Here is a 21,554-nt window from a genome sequence, read left to right on the forward strand (position 1 = left end):
ACCTTTGCGGGCGGAGTTGTGCGCTCTCCTCGTGCCTCGGAGCGCAGCGGCGCGGTGGCAACTAAGGGTTCGACTACCTCTTCACCCGTGAAGGTCAAAACCTACTCGGTCACCGTCAAAGACGGCTCGTTGAAGATCGACCAGAAGCCGCGAAAGGTTCCAGGTCAGGAGTAGATTTCGTCCCCACGAGTTCGATTCGACTAGGTATAGGACGCTGGAATGGCTCGACATGAGCTGTGCAAGGCTATCCAGCCTTGCTCATATTCCGCATCCACTGCCACTTTTCGGCAGGCTCAATCCGCAAAGGGTGAGGTTCTGGCTCGGCAATGACGCGCTTCTCTGCCGGCAGCAACAGCTTGTGACGTTTGAGGTAAGCGCGTTGCGTTTCGAACTCGGGCGGGTTGTCAGGATCGCCGAACCAAGCTGGGATTCCGTAGTGGTGTGCCGGCGCATAGTTCAGCACTTCGTGCAGCGGCTGGCCTTCGCCGCATAGCAGTCGGCGTAGTTCGATCAAGCGCGAAGCCATAACGGTGCGCGACCAGCGCCCCAAGTCTTCCGGCGCGAGGCGTGGCGCGTCATACCGCCACCACATCGACGGGCGGGTGCCAGGCTTGGTCTTCATCCAATCTGCAAGGATCGTCTTGCGATGTTCTTGCCAGTACGGAAGCAACGCGTTGTAGTGCTCGCGATCCAACCATACAAAGCGGTTCGCATCGTCGGGCGGAAGCATGTCGTTGAGCATGGCCCAGCGCGTCGGGTCGATACCTTCACGGCGGGCGCGAGTGCGGAAGCGTCGATTGGTAGGCATGGTTCAACTTCCTGCCGGGCGACCGGGCCGATCATGGAGCGGCTCCACGTCCAGATTCAGCGCCTTCAATGCCGCCAGCATTTGCGAACGGGCATCGCGTTCGGCGGGCAAAAGTGGATGCGCCTTGCGCTGACCGAAGCGGTCTAGAACTGTCACGCCATCGCGCTTGATGGCGGACTGCGCAAGGCGCATCCGGTCGAACGCTTCAAGCCCGGTTTGCAACAACAACAAGCCGGCGTCGTCCTCAATCGAATATTCGGACACCAGACGTTTCCACCATGATCCCGCTTCCTTCGACAGCTCTTTCGGCGGGGTTTGCGATGCGGTTCGGGCTTTGGTCATGGATAGATTTTTTGAAAGGCAACCTTGATTACATGATTAAAAAATGGACTGAGCGTTTTCCAGCGCAACAGCGCAGGTCATGCGCCACTCCCCCCGGTCGGTGTCGTTCAATGAATCCGCTGCGACGCGGGCACTTCGTTGATCGGAGCGCGAATGCGCATGCCGGATGCTGGCTGCTCGGTGTCGTCCATCACCAAGTCAGTGAGGCAAACAACCTCAAGCATCTTGACGCCATTGACCTCGATGATGTGGACGTCCAGTGGAATGATGTCGGCATCGCTGGCGTGTTTGATCTCAGCGACCTGCGCCTTGATCTCGCTCCATGTATGGGGATAGTCGCGCTGTGCGGCGTTGAAGCTCAGGTTCATGCGTGTTCTCCTTTTTCCAGTTCCTTGATGCGCTGGTTGAGTTCCTTGACATGCCGCAGCACGAGCGCGATGAACTGCGTAAGGTCGCCGCGTGTTGCTGGCGTGTTGCGTTCAGCGTTGGTCATCTCGGCATACATCTTGTCGAAGCGGTTCATCAGTAGTCAGCTCCAGTGATGACCGCGACACCGCCGATGCGCTGGTTCTCCCAGTTCGCACGGATGACCGCCTTCAGCGCCACGGTGTTCGTCTGGAACATCGACACCATGGTGGCTGGCGAACCCGGTTCATCACTCATCGCGAGAGAAGTTTGGTCGGACTGACTCAGCTCGATGGCGTCCATCGCAACCGCGATGCCGCTCGAGTCCACGAGAGCAATTTGACCGCCTGCCGTATCGTGCGGGGAATAGCGGCTCACCAGCAGGGGGATACCAAGGATTGAGCCACCTCTCGGCGATGCGTCTTGAAAAAGGAAGCTGCCGTTGGCACCACGCACCATTGCCAGTCCGGTAGCCGTGTCGGGATCTGTAATCAAGTAACTGGTGGACATGTCGCCTGCAAAAGCAGATACCAACGCTTTCAAGTCGGCAGCCGCGTCGCTGGTCGCGGCAATTGTCGGTGCGCCGTGCGTGACCGATGCAGGGATGGTGTCTGAACCGGCATTGGCTGGATCGAGAAGTGCTTGATCAATGGCACCTGCGCAGCCTGTCTCCAAATCGAATTGGAGGCCAGCTTCCACAGCGGGCGATTCTGCACGCAATGCTTCATCTGTGACCGCGATCAGCGCCACGACCTTTTTAGCAGTGAGAGTGCTGCCAGCAAGTACAGCTTTGAGCATCGGCGCTGGGGAGGACTCTGCGACCCACCAGCCGATAACACCATTCGTGCGTGCCAACATCCGCTTGTTGAAGGCGGCTGGGCGAGTGACCAAGCCGCCTAGCACGGATTTTTCGCGCACTGCGTTGAGATACTCCACCATTTCCGGGCCGAGGTCACCGGTCGTGATTGCTGCGACAGCGGCTTTGGAGATAGCGAAGCCGTCAGGCCATCGTGCCGCCGCAAAAGTGTTCGTGAGTTCAGGCGAACCACTGCCGCCCCACTGAGCAAGTTTCAACCTGATATAGGAGCGGCCTTTTTGAACAGCGGAAATGGACATGACGTTTTTGCCTCGATGAATGGATCGGATACACGTCGAGATTGCGCTAGCGTCTTGATCAAACATGATCAACGGTGATCAAACATGTACATCCGGTGTTCTACGACTCGCACTCATCACTGTTTCGACGTAACCACCACTCCGCCAAATCGCGCATGTTGTAACTGAAGTGTCCGCGGCCTGCCGGCGCATAGATGATGCGTGGGCCTTTGTCCGCTTTGCGCAGGTTGGCGATCCAGAGCTTGCGTTGACCCAAGAGCTCAGCCGCGACCGATTCGGATACACGACCGCTGGGCATCATGTGACCGCGCTGTGCGCAACGCTGCTCCCACTCTGCGACTAGTTCAGCAACCCGCTGTTCTAGGTCGGCGGAATCGCGGAACTTGTATTGGCAATTCGGACATATGTGAATGGTCATGCTTTCCTCTGTGTCTACGCTGTGCCGGGCTTTCTCCGCAGCCTCGGCTACCGGCGAGCCGCGCGACGTGCGCGTGCACATGCCTACGTGGTTTCGTGCCTGCCGGGGCGAGTCGGTCGCAACGTTGCTGGGGCGATGTATCAAATCGTGGGTGCCGACGATACCGACGATAAAGACATACTCCTTACCCCTTATCTCTCTATCCCTCCTTTTCTTTGTTTTCTTCCGGACAAATAGAAAGTAAACGTCGGTATCGTCGGCACCCAGTAATACCAATGCTTAGAGCCGCCGGCAGTATCGTCGGTTGATCGTCGGTTCTATCGTCGGTAGCGCCCATCGAACTACCCGCCGGCAACACCGTTGCGCTCGCCCGGCAGGCCGAAGGGGTGATGATCGTCGGCATGCCGACGATAGAACCGACGATAGGTGCCCCTCACGGCAGGCATCAAATATCAACCAAAGCCTTCCCAGCATCATTGAGGTCTATCCCACACCAGCGCCGTTTTTTCCCGTCCCAACCACGTTGAACACTTTCACCGTACATGCCCGACAGTTCAGCGCTCAACTTGTTGGAGGTGATGACGGGCATTTTCCGTTGCTGCCGCCACACGTTGTACTTCTCGGTGAAGTAGGTCGGGGCAACCTTCTTATCAGGCTCCAGCACGCAATAGTCCGCCACAAACTCAGCAAGAGGCGTCCCTGTCTCATACCAATCCTGGCGCGCCTGCTTGGAGCTTTCCGGCTCATCGAATCGACCCCAACCACGCAGTCGCTGATAGCCTTCCATCGCCCACAGCGCAATGCCCGGTAGCTCATCAATCAGCTTGTCGAGCAGATCATGTTCTTCATGGTCAAAGAACGACCTGCTCAACTTGAGGATCAGGAAACGCGAACTGACAGCATCCGAGCTATCCGCAAGCTGCGGCATCTCGTTCGACAGCATCATGACCCGGACGCCAAGCTGATCGGTAATCGGTTCCTTTCCCTTACGATCTACCATGACCGGATCATTGCCCACAATGCGAAGTAAGTTCTCAACAACTGCCATCGTGTCTTTCTTACTCGACAGGCGCGCATCGCTCACAAGGAGCAACCGCTTGTTGATAGAGTCTTGAAGCCCGAACCGCTCGCCAATGGCATTGATCGCCGGGCTGGACACCATCGACTTGCCAAGCAGCCTACGCAGCACTTCGCCGATGGTGCCCTTGCCGGCGCGCTTCGGGCCGATCAGCATCAACGCCTTCTGCGCCCAACGGTCACCGGACAACACATAGCCGAACCACTCTTGCAGCAGGGCTATTTCGTCGGCCTTGTCGCCGAACAGCTCCTCAAGGAAAGCGATCCACCGCTTCGGTTCCGGTGCATTCTTGTCGTAACGCCAGTCCGCACCGTTCGGCACAAACGTGTGCAAGGTCGGCTTCGACTTCCCTGTCAGCATGTCCACGATTTCGCCAAGACAAACCATCTGTCCCTGCGCATCGACTTCGCGCCAGCTTCCGTCCGGTTCACGCACACAAGGCACCGTCAGGTCTGACGGGATCGTTTCGTTGTTCTCGATCTGGTAATAGATGGTGTTGACGTTGTGCTGCGACGTCACAAAGTCGTGGACTTCGCCTTCTGCATCGACCTGCCGGCAAAGCAGCAGTCGCTTGTACAAGATGCTTTCGACATCTTTTTTGGACACCAGCACCCAGCGCTTGCGCTTGTACTGGTACCAGTCTTCCCGGTAATAGACCAGCAGCCGAACCCCATCCATCGTGAAGTAGCGAACCAGCACGATGGTTGCCGCGCCAAACGGATTGGTACGCAGCGACGGCAGAACAGGGTTGCGTGCATCCGCATCCTCGATCTGCTCTTGTTCGGCTCGGAGCAGTCGACGCGCTTCCTCGCGTACTGATTCACCATCGGTTGGCTGCGATGGTGTTTGCGCAACGCGCTCATACGACGCACGCTTGCCCTTAACCTTGGGACTCATGCTTCGACCTGCGGACGCGCCTGATACTTCACCGGGCGCCCTGCATCGCTCTCATGCTCAAGGAAGTCCACCCATGCTTCCACGTCCGCCGGGCGGGCGAACCGACGCCGACCAACAATGAAGGTTTTGAGGTCACCGGCGTTGATCGCAGCACGGATCAGGGGCATTGCCTCGCCCGTCGCCTCTGCGATGTCCGCAAGAGACATTTTCAGCTTCGTCACCATCTCGCTTACCTCTACTTAAAGCCGCGACGAATCGCGGCGGTGAGGTAAGCGTCCCGGCGGCTTTCTCGCGAACTTTGTACGCGAGACAGGAGCGCGTCTATCTACTTGGCTGGCTTGCGAATTTTCTTCGCATTTAGGGCTTTACTTGTTTTTCGAGTTCGCCCCAAGCGTTCCAACTCTTGCTGAAGCACACGATAGAGCGTTGCGCGACTAGCAAGCTTCTTCTTGACCATCTCGTCAATGGCCTCGCTCGCATCGCGGTCGCCGGTGGCGATCAAGGTCTTGAACTTCTTGGTGAGCGAATCCTTCCTGTCAGCAGCTTCATTCGCTTTCGTTGCCGCCGACTTCGCGCCACCACGCGCAGCCCCAACCGGGCGAACACGCGAAGCAATCGCAGCCTCTGCAACTTCGCGAAGGTGCTGCCGCGCAGACTCTTTTACTATCGGGTCATTGCCCGTCGCCAGGGCTGCCCACTGCTGGATTAGCTGGATCAGCTCATCAACCGGGGACACCACCGCATCCTGACCGTCACTCATGCGATAGACACGCGTGATCTGCTGCGCGATGGGCGTGCGCGCTACCTTCTTTGATTTCCGCGCAGCGCTCATTTCCCGCCCCCAAGCATCGCCACCGCAGCCGCCAACTTCTGAGGCGCAAGGTGTGCATAGCGCAGCGTCATCGCAATGTCCGCATGGCCCAGCAATTCGCGTACCGTATTCAAGTCCACACCCGCCATCACCAGCTTGCTCGCGAAGTCGTGGCGCAGATCGTGAAAGCGAAAATCGGGAAGCTTCGCTGCTGTCACCAGCCCGTCCCAAGACTTGTTGATATTGCCCAAGCGCTCGCCGCTCGCCCCCGGAAACACCAACCCTTCGCCGCTGCCCTGCTTCTTCCAGCGCTTCAAAACTGCCAGCGCCTCTGTGTTCAAAGGAATGTGCCGCGCTTTCCTCGACTTCGCGTTGCCAACAGTGACCGTGAGCATCTTGCCGGGGATGTTCACACTGCCCCAGTCCAGGCTGAACAACTCACCCCGGCGGAGCCCAGTGTTCAACGCGAGCAGGACTAAGGGCATTAGATGATCGGTATAGCTGGTCGCCGGCCACATCGGACGTCCGTCGCCACCCCGTTCGGCAGACCAAGCATTGCCGCTCATTCGACGCTTGCGGCGCTGTTCCTCGCGCTTTTGTAGCGCTTCACGTAGCCGCTTTTCCTCGGCTTTGGTCAAGTAGCGAACTCGACTGTTGTCGGCACCTTTAGCCCGCTTAACAGTGCGCAGCGGATGTTCCGCAACCATCCCCCAATCAACCGCACGGGACAGTGCTCCACGTATACGGTCTAAGTCCCGGTTCACCGTCGCTGGCATCCTCCCTAACTTCAGCCGCGCTGCCTTGATATCTTCAACATCGCGCGCACTGACGCCGTTCAAGGGCTTCTGGTACAGCTCGCCGAACGTGGCAGCAATCGCGTCAACCGTCGCCTGCCCCGCCTTTTGATGAGCCACAGCCCATGGCCCATAGTGGTCGCTGATGAACTCCCCGAAAGTCGTCGGCTTCGCTCCGGGCGGCTTGCGCGCTTCGATCACGGCCAGCGGTGCGCCGTGCAAGTCCGTCTCTACAAGTAGTCCCTTTGCCTTCACGCGAGCCGATTCGACGGTGACGCCGGGCCACTTGCCGAGCGACTTGTCGGCGTCTGCCTTCCATCGTACGTACCAAGCCTTCACCCCTGAGGGCTGAACACGGAGGTAGAGTTGCGGAACGACGGCGTCCCACACCCGGTAGGGTTTAGCCTCCGGTTTGGCCGCCTCAACGATGAGCGGCGACATCTTCTTGAGTAACCGTCTGGCGAGCACTGAAAACCTCCGTAACCGACTCGTAACCGGAAACCGAAGTATATCGCGACGCATCGCGAAGTTTCGCCACTATACTAATCAATCACTTACATCGTAAGTCACTGATCGTAAAGGTCAGAAAATCGCGTTCGGGACGTAGAAGTCGCAGGTTCGAATCCTGTCACCCCGACCAAATTCGATGAAGAAGCCGGCCTTGCGCCGGCTTTCTTGTTTCCGAAGTCAGCTCTCCAGCGCAAGTCCGGCGAGTCGATCAAGCTCGGCCTCGACAAAACCCGCCTCGAGCCGCGCCGGACGGTTAAACGGCCCGCGCAGGCTGACACCCATGTACTCGCGCAGCAATGCGAAGAATGTGTCGACCGGCTCGACCCCGTCGCGCTCGCAGCAGTGCTGGTACCACCGGGTACCGGCGGCGACATGGGCGACTTCCTCGCGCAGGATCACTTCGAGGATTGCCGCCGTGGCAGTGTCGCCGAGATGACGTAGTCGTTCGATCATGCCGGGGGTGACATCCAGTCCGCGTGCCTCCAGCACCCGCGGCACCAGCGCCATGCGCGCGGTATCGTGCTCAGCGGTTTTCTCGGCCATCGCCCACAGGCCGTCGTGCGCGTCGAAGTCGCCGTAGGCGTGACCGAGTTCGGCCAGTCGGGCGGACAGCATCGCGAAATGACGTGCCTCGTCGTTGGCGCAACTGGCCCAGTCACGGTAGTACGCCTCCGGCTTGTCGCGGTAGCGGTAGACCGCATCCCATGCCAGGTTGATCGCATTGAATTCGATATGCGCGACCGCGTGCACCAGCGCAGCGCGACCTTCCGCACTGCCGAGTTCGCGCTGCGGCACCTGACGCGCGTTGACCAGTCGCGGCCTCACCGGGCGACCTGGCGCGCCGATTGGCTCGGGTGGTGGCGAGGCGGAGTCGGCACGCAGCGCGCCGGCCAGAAAGGCCTGCCAGGTTTCATGGGTCAGCTGCAGTTTCTCGGCCGGGTCGGTGGCGTCGAGGCAACGTTTGGCAGCGGCGTGGAGATCGGTCATGGCGTTCTCGCAGGAGCACACAGAGTGCGCTCCTGCACGTGCAAAGTGGGACGCTCAGACCACTCGTCGCGCAGCCTTGGCATCATCCGAGCGCAGCATCTGGATCTGTTCCAGATAACGCTGGTCGAGGCCGGTGACGTATTCGCCCGAGAAGCACGAGGTGTCGAACTGCCTCAACTCCTCGTTGCCGTCCTGCACGGCCCAGATAAGGTCCTTGAGGTCCTGGTAGATCAACCAGTCGGCACCGAGCATCGTCTCCACTTCCTGCTCGGTGTGGCCGGCGGCAACCAGTTCGGAGGCCGACGGCATGTCGATGCCGTAGACGTTCGGGTAGCGCACGGGAGGCGCGGCGGAGGCGAAATAGACATTCTTCGCGCCGGCATCGCGGGCCATCTGGATGATCTGCTTCGAGGTGGTGCCGCGCACGATCGAGTCGTCGACCAGCAGCACGTTCTTCTTGCGGAACTCCAGTTCGACCGGATTGAGCTTGCGGCGCACCGATTTCACCCGTTCGCCCTGCCCCGGCATGATGAAGGTACGGCCGATGTAGCGGTTCTTGACGAAGCCCTCGCGGAACGGCACACCCAGCGCCTCGGCAAGCGCGCTGGCCGCGGTACGCGCAGTGTCGGGAATCGGGATCACCGCGTCGATGCCATGGTCGGGCCGCTCGCGCAGGATCTTCTCGGCCAGCTTCTCGCCCATGCGCAGGCGCGCCTTGTACACCGACACGTCCTCCATCATCGAGTCGGGCCGCGCCAGATAGACGTATTCGAAGATGCACGGCGTGTGTGACGCGCCCTCGGCGCAGCGACGGCTGTGCAGCTGGCCCTGGTCGGTGATGATCACCGCCTCGCCCGGCATGATGTCGCGGATGCGCTTGAAGCCAAGCACGTCGAACGCTACCGACTCCGAAGCCACTGCATATTCGCGGCCCTCCGCGGTGACCCGTTCGCCCAGCACCAGCGGACGGATGCCATGCGGATCGCGGAACGCGACCAGGCCGTAGCCGAGCACGAGTGCCACGCAGGCGTAACCGCCACTGGCGCGTGCATGCACGCCGGCAACCGCCTTGAAGATGTGGTCCGGGGTCAGTTCCATCCGGTCCTGGATCTGCAGCTCGTGCGCCAGCACGTTGAGCAGCACTTCGGAATCGGACTCGGTGTTGATGTGGCGGCGATCGTCCTCGAACATCTCACGGCGCAACACGTCGGTGTTGACCAGGTTCCCGTTGTGCGCGAACGCGATGCCGTACGGCGAGTTGACGTAGAACGGCTGCGCCTCGGCCGAGCCTTCCGAGCCAGCCGTGGGATAGCGGCAATGGCCGATGCCGATGCGCCCGCGCAGGCCGCTCATCGAAGCCTGGCCGAACACGTCGCGCACCAGTCCGTTGCCCTTGTGCAGGCGCAGTCGCGAACCGTCTACCGTGGCGATGCCGGCGGCGTCCTGGCCACGGTGCTGCAATACCGTCAGTCCGTCATAAAGCGCCGATGCCACTTCGGTGGTACCGACAATGCCGATGATTCCGCACATGGTGTGTTGCCTGCTTCAGAAATTCTGAGGATGGGTGGTGGTGCTGCCTGATGTCGCAGGAGAAGCCGGGGGCGCCAATGTCGCAGGTGGGGGTATCGCAGGTGCAGGCGTCGTGCCCGATATTGGGGCGCGCAGGGAGGCAGGCAAGCTGGACATGTGCTCGAGCACCTCGGAAGAATGAATCTGATCGAGCACTTTCGACGGGTGAAAGTGCTCGCGCACGCTGGCCGATACGCCGGGGGGCACATTCTGCCCCACCCACGCAGCTGCTTCCTGGAACTGTGGCAGCAGCACGGATTGCTGCCACCACGGTTCACGCGTCAACGCCGTAAGCCCGACCAGAAAAACCAGCAGGGTCACGATCAATACGCCACGCACGAAGCCGAATACCATTCCAAACAGCCGATCGATGCCCGACAGGCCGGCACTCCAGATCAGCCGCCTTACTGCGAAACGCAGGAGTGCCCCGACGATCAGCACGACGACAAAGCAGATGCCGTAACCGACGCTGTAACGCAGGGTGGGCATCGTGATCGCGTGTTCCAGATGCGCCGACACCACCGGACCCAACGCCCACGCTGCCCAGAACGCAACAATCCAGATCACCAGCGACAGCACTTCGGAAATCAATCCGCGGAAAAGCCCGATCAGGACCGACAGGGCCAGTACGCCGAGGATGATGCAATCGGTCCAGTTCATCCGTTCATCAACCTCGTTGGCAGCCTGCTCGTTGACAGCCCGGACCGACCGCCATGGTCACGCGCACCATTCAAGGCACCGATACCACGTTGCCGTCGGTGCCCAGTTTGGCCTTGATCTGATCGCGCAGGCGCAGCGCATCGGCGCGTTGCGTCTGCGGCCCGGCGCGCACCCGCCACAGTTGCTTGCCACCCGACTGCACGGTATCGACGAAGCCATCAAAACCGTTTGTGCGCAGCTTGTCGCGCAACGCATTCGCGTCGGCCTGGTTGCTCATCGCGGCCAGTTGCACCGCCCAGCCACCCGCGCGGGCCGTGGCGTGCGAGACGGAGCCCGAGGGGGGCGCTGTGACAGCGTCGTCATGGCTGGCGTCCTGCTGTTCCAGCCGCGCCGGTACGCCGGGAATCGACTGGGTGATCTTCAGGCGTGCCGCCTCGGCAGCCGCACGTGTCTCGAACGGCCCGGCAAGCACCAGGGTGCGCGACTGGCCAGCCTGCGTAATGCTGCGACCACTGACCGGATAGCCCAGCGCACGCACGCGATGCTGCAGGCTCGTTGCACCAGCCGCGCTGGCATAGGCGCTGAGGTTCAAGGTGTAGCTGCCACGCCCGGACGCGGCGGGAGCCGCCGTCTGCGGCTGGGTCGGGACCGGGGTCGATGCAACTGCTGGTTGTGGCTTGGTCATCGGCACGCTGGCCGTCGGCCTGTTCTGCGCCGGAATCACCGGCTGGCTCGGGGAGGTACCCGAACCGGTGGTTACCGTAGTCGGCGTGGGCGCCTTGCCAGCCTCCGGATCGGTCTCCACGTCACGCGGGCGGCTCGAACCGATATTCACCGTGGCCAGCTGGCCCGTCGCACCCGGCGCGACCGCAGCCGACGGTGCTGACGATGAAGCGGCTGGTGATGTCGCCACAGCAGCAGGCGTGGCCACAGGTGCACTCGGATTCAGGCTCATGGTCTTGGTCTGCAGGTCGCGATCCGGTGCCGGTGGAATCGCCAGGCTCACCGCCTGATCACCGCTCGGTGCCGGCGACTTGCCGCTGAAGATCATGGGCAGGAACAACACCGCCAAGGCGATCAGGACAGCAGCTCCCAACAGACGTGTTTTCAAGACTTCACTCCAAAGCGGCAAACATGGCATGTAACGGCGTGATTATACCTGCCCGCGCCGAACGTCACGGCTGGTTCCCGCTCGATGCCATCAGAACGTTCAGCCGGCTGCTTCGGCGATGACTGCACTGGCCACGAAAAACGAACCGAACGCGAGAATGCGCTCGTCCGGCTGGGCCGCCGCGCGGGCTGCCGCCAGTGCACTCGCGACATCGGCATGAACGTCGAATACGGCCAGCGGCAGGGTCTGTCGAAGTATCCCGGCGAGCGCCCCCGGCGCCAGCCCGCGTGGGCTGAGATACTCCAGACCGGCCAGATGCCAGTGGTCGATGCGTGAACCGAGCGCGCCGATCACCCCGGACACGTCCTTGTCTGCCAGCGCGCCATATACCGCATGAACGCGTCCAGCCGGCTGCGTATCCAGCCATTCGGCGAGTGCACGCGCGGCCTGCGGATTGTGTCCCACGTCCACGATCAGGGCCGGATTGCCGCCAAGCGACTGCAGCCGCGCCTGCACCCGTACTTCGTGCAGGCCGGTGCTGACTGCAGCAAAGACATCCTTCGGCGCGAACGCCACGTCATCGGCCCAAAGCGCATGCAGGGCGGCAATCGCCGCGGCTGCATTGGCAAACTGCACCGGCGCGGCCAGCGCAGGCTCGGGCAGTTCCATGGCGCTGCCATCGCGATGCAGCCAGCGCCAGCCATCGGCGTGGCGTTCAGCGCGAAAATCGACTCCCGCGCGCTCGATCCGTGCACCGCAGGCAACCAGTGCATCGAGCAGGCCTGCCGGCGGCGCAAGCTCGCCGACGATGACCGGACGCCCCGCCCGCGCGATGCCGGCCTTCTCGCGGCCGATGCTGTCGCGGTCCGGCCCCAGCCAGTCCATATGATCCAGATCCACCGTGGTGACGATCGCAATATCGGCGTCGATGATGTTCACCGCATCCAGCCGACCGCCCAGACCCACCTCCAGTACCGCCACATCCAGGTCGGCACGGGCGAACAGATCCAGCGCAGCCAGCGTGCCGAATTCGAAATAGGTCAACGCAATGGCATCGTCCCGGGCCGCGCCGCGTGCCGCCTCGATCCGTTCGAACGAGGCGATCAGCGTAGCGTCATCCGCATTCGCGCCGTTTATGCGTATCCGCTCGTTGTAATCCGTCAGATGCGGCGAGGTGAAGCTGCCGACCCGCAGGCCCGCCGCCCGCAACATGGCCTCCAGCAGGGCCACGGTGGAGCCTTTGCCATTGGTGCCGCCCACCGTGATCACGCGCCGCGCCGGCGCTGGCGCACCCATCTGCTGCCAAACCTCGCGCACGCGATCGAGCCCCAGCTCGATGCTGTGCACGTTGACGCGTTCCTGATACGTCAGCCATTCGGCGAGAGTGCGAGTCATTCAGTGGCTTTGTGCTGTGGTTGGAGCGACATCCAGCGGCAACGCGCCGCCACGGACGAACAGGCACAAAGTTTAAAGCATCGCCTCAGCCAAACGGATGGATGCCGCTGTAGTGCAATGCCATGTACATGCCGAACAGGGTCCAGAACATTTTCTTCAGCGCCTTGCCTGCCAGCAGGGCCACCAGCAGGCCGAGCAACAGCGGCATGTGCTTTTCCAGCGTGCTGCGGGTGTCGTTGATGACGTTCATGTGTGCTCTCCCGCACCCCCATGGTGCAGGAGAATGATCGTCCGGAGACAGAACCGGCCACAGGGGCAGCCGTCAATCGTCGCTGGTGACAATCGTCACAACGGCACATGCCGCAGCCGCAACGCATTGCTGACCACCGAGACCGACGACAGGCTCATCGCCAGTGCGGCGATCATCGGCGACAGCGTGATACCGAACCACGGATACAACGCGCCAGCCGCCAGCGGCACGCCGACCGCGTTGTAGATGAAGGCGAAGAACAGGTTCTGCCGGATATTGCGCACCGTCGCCTGCGACAGCGTGCGCGCCCGCACGATCGCGCCCAGCTCGCCTTTCACCAAGGTCACCTGCGCGCTCTCCATCGCCACATCGGTGCCGCTGCCCATCGCGATGCCGATATCAGCAGTGGCCAGCGCCGGCGCGTCGTTGATGCCGTCACCGGCCATTGCCACGCGGCGACCTTCGGCGCGCAAGGCATTCACCACCGCCGCCTTGTCTGCTGGCGAGACATCCGCATGCACGCGGTCGATGCCCAGCTCGCGCGCCACCGCCTTTGCGGTGGTGGCGTTATCGCCCGTCAGCATCACGATACGCAGACCAGCCGCGTGCAATGCCTCGAGTGCGGCCGGCGTGCCCGGCTTGATCCGGTCGGCTACCGCCAGCAGGGCAACGAGTACACCATCGACCGCAAGGAACATCGCGGTGGCGCCCTGCCCACGCAGTTGTTCGGCGCGCGCGCTGGCGGTGCCGGCAATCGCGATATGCAACTCCGCCATCAACTTCGCATTGCCCAGTGCCACGACGCCGCCATCCACGTTCGCGCTGACACCACGCCCGGTCAGCGAACGGAAGTCCGTCGCCGTCAGCGTCATCACGCCCTCCGCCTGGGCAGCGCCCACGATCGCCCGCGCCAGCGGATGTTCGCTCGGTCGCTCCAGTGCCGCGGCCCATGCCAGCAGGCGCTCGCGAGGTTGGCCACCGAGGCTCACCAGTTCGGTCAAGGCCGGCTTGCCCATGGTCAACGTGCCGGTCTTGTCCACCACCAGCGTATCGATTTCGCGCATGGCCTCGATCGCGCTGGCGTCCTTGAACAGCACGCCGTTCTGCGCGCCCCGGCCGCTGGCCACCATGATCGAGATCGGGGTGGCCAGGCCCAGCGCGCACGGACAGGCGATGATCAACACCGATACGGCGGCGATCAGTGCGTGCGCGAATTGGGGTGGGGGCCCCAGCAGTACCCATAGTGCAAACGCCACCAGCGCGACCATCACTACTGCCGGCACGAACCACGCCGCCACCCGATCGGCCACGCGCTGCAGCGGCGCCTTGCTGCGCTGCGCTTGAGTCACCAGCGCCACGATCTGCGCCAGCATCGTTGCGCCGCCGACCTTCAGTGCGCGCATGGTCAGAGCGCCATCCTGATTCACCGTGCCGCCGGTGAGCGGATCGCCCTTCGCCTTGGCCACTGGCATGGGTTCACCGGTAAGCATCGATTCGTCGACATGGCTGCCGCCGTCCAGCACCACGCCATCGACCGGCACTTTCTCGCCGGGACGCACGCGAAGCACGTCACCGGCTTGCACCTCATCCAGCGACACCTCGCTTTCGCTGCCGTCGTCAGCGATTTGCCGCGCGATCTTAGGCACCAGACCCAGAAGTGCCTTGAGCGCTGTGCCCGTGCGTCGACGTGCACGCAGCTCCAGGAAATCACCCAGCGTGACCAGGGTGACGATCACAGCCGCCGACTCGAAATACACCGCGACGTTGCCGTGCATGTCGCGGAAACTGGGCGGGAAGAGCTGTGGCGCGATAAAGGCCGCCGCGCTGTACAACCAGGTGACGCCCGTGCCCAGCCCGATCAGGGTATACATGTTCGGCGACCACGGTCGCAGCGAACGCCAGGCGCGCACGAAGAACGGAATACCGCCCCAGATCACAACGATGGTGGCAAGCATGCCCTCGGCCCAACCGGTGCTGAGCGCCCAAGACGCAGGCAACTGCCAGCCGAACAAATGCGGCCCCATCGCCAGCAGGAACACAGGCAAGGTCAACGCCACCAGTGTCCAGAAACGCCACGTCATCCTCGACAGTTCACCATCATCGTCCTCATCCAGGCTCGGCATCATGGGCTCCAGCGCCATACCGCACTTCGGGCAATCGCCAGGGCCTACCTGCTGCACTTCCGGATGCATCGGGCAGGTGTAGACCGCGCCGGGCACTGCCGGTGGCGGGGTTGCGCGGCCTTCCGGATAAGCGAGCGGCTCGGCCACGAACTTCTCGCGGCAACGCGCGGCGCAGAAGTGGTATGTATGGCCGTCGTGATCAGCGTGGTGCTTCGCGGTGTGCGGATCCACCGTCATGCCACAGACAGGATCCTTCACCGTGTCCGCGTGGCCGTGATGAGCATCATTGTGCTGGGCCTGGTCATGATCTGCATGCGAGTGATCATGGACCTCGATCACCGCAGGCTTCGTAGTGCAGCAACTTGTCGCTGCCACCCTCGAGTCGGGCAGGCCCGAATACGTCGCTGGCGAGGCTTCGAACTTCGCCCTGCAGCCAGCGCAGCAGAAATGAAACACCTGCCCCTCATGCGTGGCTTGATGTTTCGACGCGGCTGAATCCACCCGCATGCAGCAGACCGGGTCGGTTGCCATCACCTTCACGGGTTGCTCGCCGCTGTGGCAGCAGGAAACTTGCTCGCCCATCACGACACCGCCTCATCGCTCAGCGCGCGCAGGATCGGGCACTCTTCCGGCTTGCCATGCCCGGGGCACGACTCGACCAGCTGCGCCAGCCCGTCGCGCACGCGCTGCAGCTCGGTAATCCGCAACTCGATCGCAGCCAGCCGCTGCTGCGCCCGCTGCTTCACCGCCTTCACGCCACGTTGCCGATCCGCCGACAGCGCCAGCAGTTCGCGGATCTCCTCCAGCGTGAAGCCGAGATCCTTGGCGCGGCGGATAAAGCGCAATTGCGCGATCGTACCCTCGCCATAACTGCGATAGCCCGAGGCACGTCGCACCGGTTCGGGCAACAGGCCCTCGCGCTCGTAATAACGGATCGTGTCGATCGCCACACCGACGCGCTTGGCGACGGCACCGATGGTGAGTGAGCTGGTTTGTGTGTCCATGCCACAAGTCTAGACCCATGATCCAGGTCCAGAGTCAAGAGCCATGCTGAGTGCGCTGCTAGCGGCGCGCGGCGATCAGGATGACGCGCAGCCGTCAGAGACGGCAGCCCACAGCCTATCGAGGTACGCGCAGCACTGAGTCACGCAGCGCAGCCTCATGCTGAACTTCGTCGAGACAGGCTGTTTCCTCGGTATCCAGCACGCAATGCGGCGGACGATGCATACCAGCCGGTGCAGTCGCGGCTTCGGAATTGACGCTCTTGTTGAGGTCGCCATCGACCGTGGCTTTTGTACTCATGGTTCAGCCCTTGAAGTTATGAGCGTCTTGCAGGTCATTGCAGCATGAAAGCCGCCGGCTATGGATGTGGATTAAGCGCATGAAAGGGAGTCATCAACATGACTTCCGTGATGATCAAATAACCCATGGCGGCTAGCAATACGCATCCCAGAACAGTGAGCACAAGTCGCAAGACGCCACGACCAATCCAGAGAAACATCTTGCAGCTCATCGGAGTTTTCTCCGGGCCAATTCATCCATGGGCGTCAATCCAGTCTCGTGCCGACAAGTCTGCCCTGCGCTGAAAAGCGCATACCGAAACCTGCTATCCGCTACCCACCCGACGTAGCAATTTGCCCAGCAGCTCCACACATTCCTTGATGCGCATCAGATAGGTCACTGCGAAATAAGCCACACCATAGATGCCAAGCACATAAACCGCCGTCAGTATCGGGCCATGGCTCGGCACCACATACTCGACTGCGCATGCCGCGAGAGCTGCCAGGCACGCCGCGGACCAGAGCTTGAACATGATCTGCACCGGCACGCCGGTTGGTCCCAGCTTCATATTCATCTTCCGGCGTAACAAATAGAACTCGACCCAGCCGGCCACGCCGGCCGAGGCGGTAAGACCCACTGCACCCCACTGCGCCGGCACCCCCAGCATCGAAGGCAGCAGCAAGGCACTGGCGAGACCAAGGACCGCCGTGACGGCCAGTCGCACCAGCGCAAATCGTAGCGGCGTTTTCGTGTCCCGCATGGCGTAATAGCTCGACGAATACAGGCGGCCGAATGTCGAGGCGAGCAGGCCCACGCCGGAACCGGCAAGGATCGCCCACACGTAGTAGGAATCCTTGCTGGTGAATTCGCCGGACTGGTAGAGCGCTGCCACGATCACGTTGCCCAGGGCGAAGAACGCCACGGCCGAGGGCACGACGAAGAACGCGATGCGTTCCAGCCCGCTGTCCAGTCGCGCCGAAAGACTCGCTGCCGTGGTTTCGTCGAGCTCCTGCCCTGCCATCCGCGACAGGGTGGGCAGCTCCGCCGCCGATACCGCCATGCCGAACAGGCTGATCGGCAGCATGTTGATCGAGGCCGCCGTGGTCATCGCCGCCATTGCGCCGCGGCCAAGCAGGGTCGAGATCGCCTGATCCACGAAGGCACTGATCTGCACCACGCCGCGCCCCACCGCCACCGACATGAAGCTGCCGACGACCTGCCGCACATGAATGCTGCGCAGGTCGAGGCGCAGTCGCATGTCGGGCACCAGCTTCAGCACCGACGGCAACTGAACCAGAAACTGCAGCAGACAGCCCAGCACCGTGCCCCAGGCCAGATAGACGATCAGCTTGTCGGACGGCAGGTTCCTGAAGACCAGCAACGTCACGATCATCGACAGGTTCCACACCACCGGCGCGACGTAGGACAGGAAGAATTTATGGTGGCTGTTGAGGATGCCCAGGCACCATGCCGACCAGACCAGGACACCGGTGCCGGGAAACAGGATCCGCACGATCAGGATCGTCAGCTCGCGCTTCTCGCCGCTGTAACCGGGTGCGATCAGCCACAGCAGCCAGGGCGTCGCCACGACGCCAATGGCAACGATGATGGAAATGACCAGGGCCAGGATGGCAGCAATCGCCCCGGCCAGACGTCCGGCGTCCTCGCGCTTGCCCTGGCCAAGCAGGCCGGCGTACACCGGAATGAAGGATGCCGAGAGCACGCCTTCGCCGAACAGGTTCTGCAGGAAGTTGGGCACGCGCAGTGCCGAGCTGAAGATGTCGGCGGCATCGGACAGGCCGAAGTAGTGCGAGAAAACCCGCTGGCGTACCAGGCCGAAGATTCGGCTGCAGAGGATGCCCGCCCCGACCAGTACGGCGTGCTTTCGACCAGCCTCCTTCGCCATGCTCACACGCCCGCTCAAAACGCCGAGCCTATCATTTACGCGAGTGATGCCTCTACGTCCATCTACAGCAGCTTGCGGTAGACAATGAAGCCGGACTTCTCGGCAACCTGGTCGTAGAGCCGCATCGCAACGGCATTCGTCTCATGGGTTTGCCAGTAGACGCGCTGGCAGCCCGCATCGCCGGCCCGCCGGTAGACATCTTCGATCAGCGCACGGCCCACTCCCTTGCCCCTGGCTGCCTCAATGGTGAACAGGTCCTGCATGTAGCAGCTCGGGCCCAGCTGGATCGTGCTGCGGTGATAAAGGAAGTGCGCCAGGCCAAGCATCACCCCTGCATTTTCGGCGACCAGCGCGTGCATGGGCTCGTAGACATCGAAGAAGCGCGACCACGTCGTCTGCGTGATCTCGGTCGGCAATGCGGTCGGTCCGCTCCGACCATAAAAGGCGTTGTAGCCATCCCAGAGCACCTTCCAGGCCGGAAAATCTCCTTTTTCCACTGGCCGTATCACGATCTTCTGATTCACGCGGATACCCTTGATTCCCCTGGCTGGCGGATAGCAGCAATTCGATACATCAAGCGGAGTCATGATGCAGCACGTTCATGCCACGGCATCCTCCGCCGCCACAAACCCACCGGTCTGCCGCCGCCACAGCCGCGCATACAGTCCCTCGTGCGCGATCAGTTCCGCATGAGTGCCGGTTTCCACGACCTGCCCCTTGTCCAGCACCACCAGCCGATCCATCCGCGCGATGGTGGACAGCCGGTGGGCGATCGCGATCACCGTCTTGCCCTGCATCAGGATGTCGAGGCTGTCCTGGATCGCCGCCTCGGCTTCCGAATCGAGCGCCGAGGTGGCTTCGTCGAGCACCAGGATCGGTGCGTCCTTCAGCAATACACGGGCGATGGCTATGCGCTGGCGCTGGCCGCCACTGAGTTTCACGCCACGCTCGCCCACCAGCGCCTCGTAACCGATGCGGCCTTCGCCGTCGACCAGTTGCGGGATGAATTCGTCCGCGCGCGCCTTGCGCACGGCGTCGAGGATCTGCGCTTCGCCAGCGTCCGGGCGCCCATACAACAGGTTGTCGCGGATCGAGCGATGCAGCAGCGAAGTGTCCTGGGTGACCACCCCGATCTGCGAGCGCAGGCTTTCCTGCGTGACTTGCGCCACGTCCTGGCCGTCGATCAGGATGCGACCGCCTTCGAGGTCGTACAACCGGAGCAGCACGTTGACCAGGGTGGACTTGCCGGCGCCTGATGGCCCGACCACGCCGATCTTTTCGCCGGAACGCACAGTCAGGTCGAGCCCGGCGATCACTCCGCCCTGTTTGCCATAGTGGAAGTGGATGTCCTCGAAACGCACCCCGCCGTTGGTCACCTCCAGCGGCATCGCGCCTTCGCGATCCTGCACCATACGCGGCTGCGAGATCGTGGTGATGCCGTCCTGCACGGTACCGACGTTCTCGAAGATGCCGTTGACCACCCACATGATCCAGCCCGACATGTTGTTGATGCGGATCACCAGGCCGGTCGACAGCGCAATCGCACCCACGGTCACCTTGCCCTGGCTCCACAACCAGATCGCCAGTGCCGAGGTGCCAACGATCAGGAAGCCGTTGAGCGTGGTGATGCTGGCATCCATCAAGGTGGTGGTACGCGTCATCCGGCGCAGCTTGCCGGTCTGCTCGGCCATCGCATCGGCCACATAGGCTTCCTCGCGACGCGTGTGCGCAAAAAGCTTCAGGGTGAGTACATTGCTGTAGCCATCGACGATGCGGCCCATCAGTTTCGACTTCGCCTCCGATGCCTTCCAGGAGCGCTCCTTGACCCGTGGAATGAAGAAGGCGAGCAAGCCAACGTAGACGAATACCCAGCTAACCAGCGGTACAGCCAGCCATACGTCAGCCTGTGCGAACAGCGTGACTGCGCTGCCGGTGTAGATGATCACGTACCACAGCGCATCCACGATCTGCACTGCCGATTCACGCAGCGAACCGCCGGTCTGCATGATGCGGTTGGCGATCCGCCCGGCGTAGTCGTTCTGGAAAAAGCCCAGGCTCTGCCGAATCACGTAGCGATGGTTCTGCCAGCGGATGCGGTTGGTCAGGCTTGGCATGATCGCCTGGTTCACCAGCAGATCATGCAGGCTGCCGAGGATGGGCCGTGCCACCAGCGCAACTACGGCCATCCAGACCAGGCTGCGGCCATGCTGCTGGAAGAAGTCCGCCGGCGTGCCTTTCGTCATGTCGACGATGCGCCCGATGAAACCGAACAGCGACACCTCCACTACCGCCACGCCGAAGCCGACCACGATCGTCGCGGCGAACACCGGCCATACCTGGCGCAGGTAAAACAGGTAGAAGCGCCCTACTGACGAGGGCGGCATGTCGTCGACCGGTTCCTTGAACGGGTCGATCAGGGATTCGAACCAGCGGAAGATCATGGGCAGTCCGGCTTGGCGTGGACGGGCATTGTGCTTGAAGCGCACCATGCCCGGTGTGACCATATGGCGCCACGCATGACAGGATGCAAGCATGTCGATCGAAACGTTCGAAGGCGCCTGCACCTGCGGTGCCATCCGCTTCCGCCTGAACAGCGCACCGCTGTTCGTGCATTGCTGCCATTGCACCTGGTGCCAGCGTGAATCCGGAGCCTCTTTCGCGCTCAACGCGATGATCGAAGCGGATCGGTTGCAACTGCTGCAGGGAGAACCGATGCTGGTGGATACACCATCCCAAAGTGGCAAGGGACAGCTGATCGCACGCTGCCCGCAATGTCACGTCGCGTTGTGGAGCCACTACGCGGGCGCGGGCAAGGCCGTGGCGTTCGTGCGCGTGGGCACCTTGAGGGAACACGACCAACTGCCTCCGGACATCCACATCTTCACGTCGACCCGGCAACCCTGGGTGGTGCTTCCACCGGGCACGCCTGCCGTGGACGAGTACTACGACCGCAACCTGTACTGGCCTGAAGCGAGTCTTGCGCGGCGTGAAGCCCTGCTGGCCCGTCATCCACGCTGAGTCTTTCGCGCTGACCTGGAGCGAGGCACCGTCCAGCCTGAACATCATGCGAAAGCCTGAACGCTTCGGCAGTCA

Annotated in this window: 23 protein-coding genes; 1 reads left to right on the forward strand and 22 read right to left on the reverse strand. The window is 62.2% G+C overall.

Annotated features, from left to right (window positions below; translation table 11 throughout):
* Positions 1 to 244 precede the first annotated feature (244 nt).
* The 22 genes from B0E50_RS13855 to B0E50_RS13950 form a co-directional block, all read right to left on the reverse strand.
* The gene (locus B0E50_RS13855) at positions 245 to 808 is read right to left on the reverse strand and encodes a hypothetical protein (protein ID WP_077441874.1); all 564 of its coding nucleotides are present in this window, start codon (positions 806 to 808) and stop codon (positions 245 to 247) included.
* 3 nt (positions 809 to 811) lie between these two features.
* Positions 812 to 1,150, reverse strand: a complete 339-nt coding sequence (locus B0E50_RS13860) for a P27 family phage terminase small subunit (RefSeq protein WP_077441875.1) — start codon at positions 1,148 to 1,150, stop codon at positions 812 to 814.
* A gap of 107 nt (positions 1,151 to 1,257) precedes the next feature.
* Complete coding sequence (locus B0E50_RS13865; protein ID WP_077441876.1) at positions 1,258 to 1,518, reverse strand: hypothetical protein; 261 nt, start codon at positions 1,516 to 1,518, stop codon at positions 1,258 to 1,260.
* Entirely contained in the window at positions 1,515 to 1,673 is a 159-nt protein-coding gene (locus B0E50_RS18205; RefSeq protein ID WP_168170880.1) for a hypothetical protein, read from the reverse strand. The genes B0E50_RS13865 and B0E50_RS18205 overlap by 4 nt, the downstream gene beginning before the upstream one ends.
* Positions 1,673 to 2,671, reverse strand: a complete 999-nt coding sequence (locus B0E50_RS13870; protein WP_168170881.1) for a phage major capsid protein — start codon at positions 2,669 to 2,671, stop codon at positions 1,673 to 1,675. Before B0E50_RS13870 ends, B0E50_RS18205 begins: the two co-directional genes overlap by 1 nt.
* Before the next feature lie 100 nt (positions 2,672 to 2,771).
* Positions 2,772 to 3,365, reverse strand: coding sequence for a hypothetical protein (locus tag B0E50_RS13875; RefSeq protein WP_077441878.1), 594 nt, complete (start codon positions 3,363 to 3,365; stop codon positions 2,772 to 2,774).
* 169 nt (positions 3,366 to 3,534) lie between these two features.
* Complete coding sequence (locus B0E50_RS13880; protein ID WP_077441879.1) at positions 3,535 to 5,064, reverse strand: phage/plasmid primase, P4 family; 1,530 nt, start codon at positions 5,062 to 5,064, stop codon at positions 3,535 to 3,537.
* Positions 5,061 to 5,288 (reverse strand): hypothetical protein, encoded by a 228-nt coding sequence (locus B0E50_RS13885; protein ID WP_077441880.1) that lies wholly within the window; start codon positions 5,286 to 5,288, stop codon positions 5,061 to 5,063. Before B0E50_RS13885 ends, B0E50_RS13880 begins: the two co-directional genes overlap by 4 nt.
* Before the next feature lie 101 nt (positions 5,289 to 5,389).
* Positions 5,390 to 5,896 (reverse strand): hypothetical protein, encoded by a 507-nt coding sequence (locus B0E50_RS13890; protein ID WP_077441881.1) that lies wholly within the window; start codon positions 5,894 to 5,896, stop codon positions 5,390 to 5,392.
* A complete protein-coding gene (locus B0E50_RS13895; protein ID WP_168170882.1) occupies positions 5,893 to 7,110 on the reverse strand; it encodes a site-specific integrase in 1,218 nt (405 codons plus the stop codon). The genes B0E50_RS13890 and B0E50_RS13895 overlap by 4 nt, the downstream gene beginning before the upstream one ends.
* 246 nt (positions 7,111 to 7,356) lie before the next feature.
* Complete coding sequence (locus B0E50_RS13900) at positions 7,357 to 8,166, reverse strand: ferritin-like domain-containing protein (protein ID WP_077441883.1); 810 nt, start codon at positions 8,164 to 8,166, stop codon at positions 7,357 to 7,359.
* A gap of 54 nt (positions 8,167 to 8,220) precedes the next feature.
* Complete coding sequence (gene purF / locus B0E50_RS13905) at positions 8,221 to 9,696, reverse strand: amidophosphoribosyltransferase (protein ID WP_077441884.1); 1,476 nt, start codon at positions 9,694 to 9,696, stop codon at positions 8,221 to 8,223.
* Between the two features lie 15 nt (positions 9,697 to 9,711).
* Positions 9,712 to 10,395 carry a CvpA family protein gene (locus tag B0E50_RS13910; protein ID WP_077441885.1) on the reverse strand — a complete coding sequence of 228 codons (684 nt, stop codon included), beginning with the start codon at positions 10,393 to 10,395 and terminating at the stop codon, positions 9,712 to 9,714.
* A gap of 70 nt (positions 10,396 to 10,465) precedes the next feature.
* Positions 10,466 to 11,506, reverse strand: a complete 1,041-nt coding sequence (locus B0E50_RS13915; protein ID WP_077441886.1) for an SPOR domain-containing protein — start codon at positions 11,504 to 11,506, stop codon at positions 10,466 to 10,468.
* Between the two features lie 99 nt (positions 11,507 to 11,605).
* Positions 11,606 to 12,901, reverse strand: a complete 1,296-nt coding sequence (folC, locus tag B0E50_RS13920) for a bifunctional tetrahydrofolate synthase/dihydrofolate synthase (RefSeq protein WP_077441887.1) — start codon at positions 12,899 to 12,901, stop codon at positions 11,606 to 11,608.
* A gap of 85 nt (positions 12,902 to 12,986) precedes the next feature.
* Entirely contained in the window at positions 12,987 to 13,151 is a 165-nt protein-coding gene (locus B0E50_RS18210; protein WP_168170883.1) for a hypothetical protein, read from the reverse strand.
* Between the two features lie 95 nt (positions 13,152 to 13,246).
* Positions 13,247 to 15,856, reverse strand: a complete 2,610-nt coding sequence (locus B0E50_RS13925) for a heavy metal translocating P-type ATPase (protein ID WP_077441888.1) — start codon at positions 15,854 to 15,856, stop codon at positions 13,247 to 13,249.
* Entirely contained in the window at positions 15,856 to 16,278 is a 423-nt protein-coding gene (locus tag B0E50_RS13930; RefSeq protein WP_077441889.1) for a MerR family transcriptional regulator, read from the reverse strand. Before B0E50_RS13930 ends, B0E50_RS13925 begins: the two co-directional genes overlap by 1 nt.
* A 115-nt stretch (positions 16,279 to 16,393) precedes the next feature.
* Positions 16,394 to 16,576, reverse strand: coding sequence for a hypothetical protein (locus B0E50_RS13935; RefSeq protein ID WP_077441890.1), 183 nt, complete (start codon positions 16,574 to 16,576; stop codon positions 16,394 to 16,396).
* Between the two features lie 304 nt (positions 16,577 to 16,880).
* Positions 16,881 to 18,461: a murein biosynthesis integral membrane protein MurJ gene (gene murJ / locus B0E50_RS13940; RefSeq protein WP_168170884.1), complete on the reverse strand. Its 1,581-nt coding sequence runs from the start codon at positions 18,459 to 18,461 to the stop codon at positions 16,881 to 16,883.
* A gap of 62 nt (positions 18,462 to 18,523) precedes the next feature.
* Complete coding sequence (locus tag B0E50_RS13945) at positions 18,524 to 18,985, reverse strand: GNAT family N-acetyltransferase (RefSeq protein WP_139350876.1); 462 nt, start codon at positions 18,983 to 18,985, stop codon at positions 18,524 to 18,526.
* 75 nt (positions 18,986 to 19,060) lie between these two features.
* On the reverse strand, positions 19,061 to 20,899 hold the full coding sequence (locus B0E50_RS13950) for an ABC transporter ATP-binding protein (RefSeq protein WP_168170890.1): 1,839 nt from the start codon (positions 20,897 to 20,899) through the stop codon (positions 19,061 to 19,063).
* A 94-nt stretch (positions 20,900 to 20,993) separates the two neighbouring features.
* On the opposite strand from B0E50_RS13950, the gene B0E50_RS13955 reads away from it, so the two are divergent.
* Positions 20,994 to 21,479 (forward strand): GFA family protein, encoded by a 486-nt coding sequence (locus B0E50_RS13955; RefSeq protein ID WP_077441892.1) that lies wholly within the window; start codon positions 20,994 to 20,996, stop codon positions 21,477 to 21,479.
* Positions 21,480 to 21,554 lie beyond the last annotated feature (75 nt).

Origin of the sequence: Rhodanobacter sp. C01, from assembly GCF_002001045.1 — a bacterium.
Lineage (GTDB): Bacteria > Pseudomonadota > Gammaproteobacteria > Xanthomonadales > Rhodanobacteraceae > Rhodanobacter.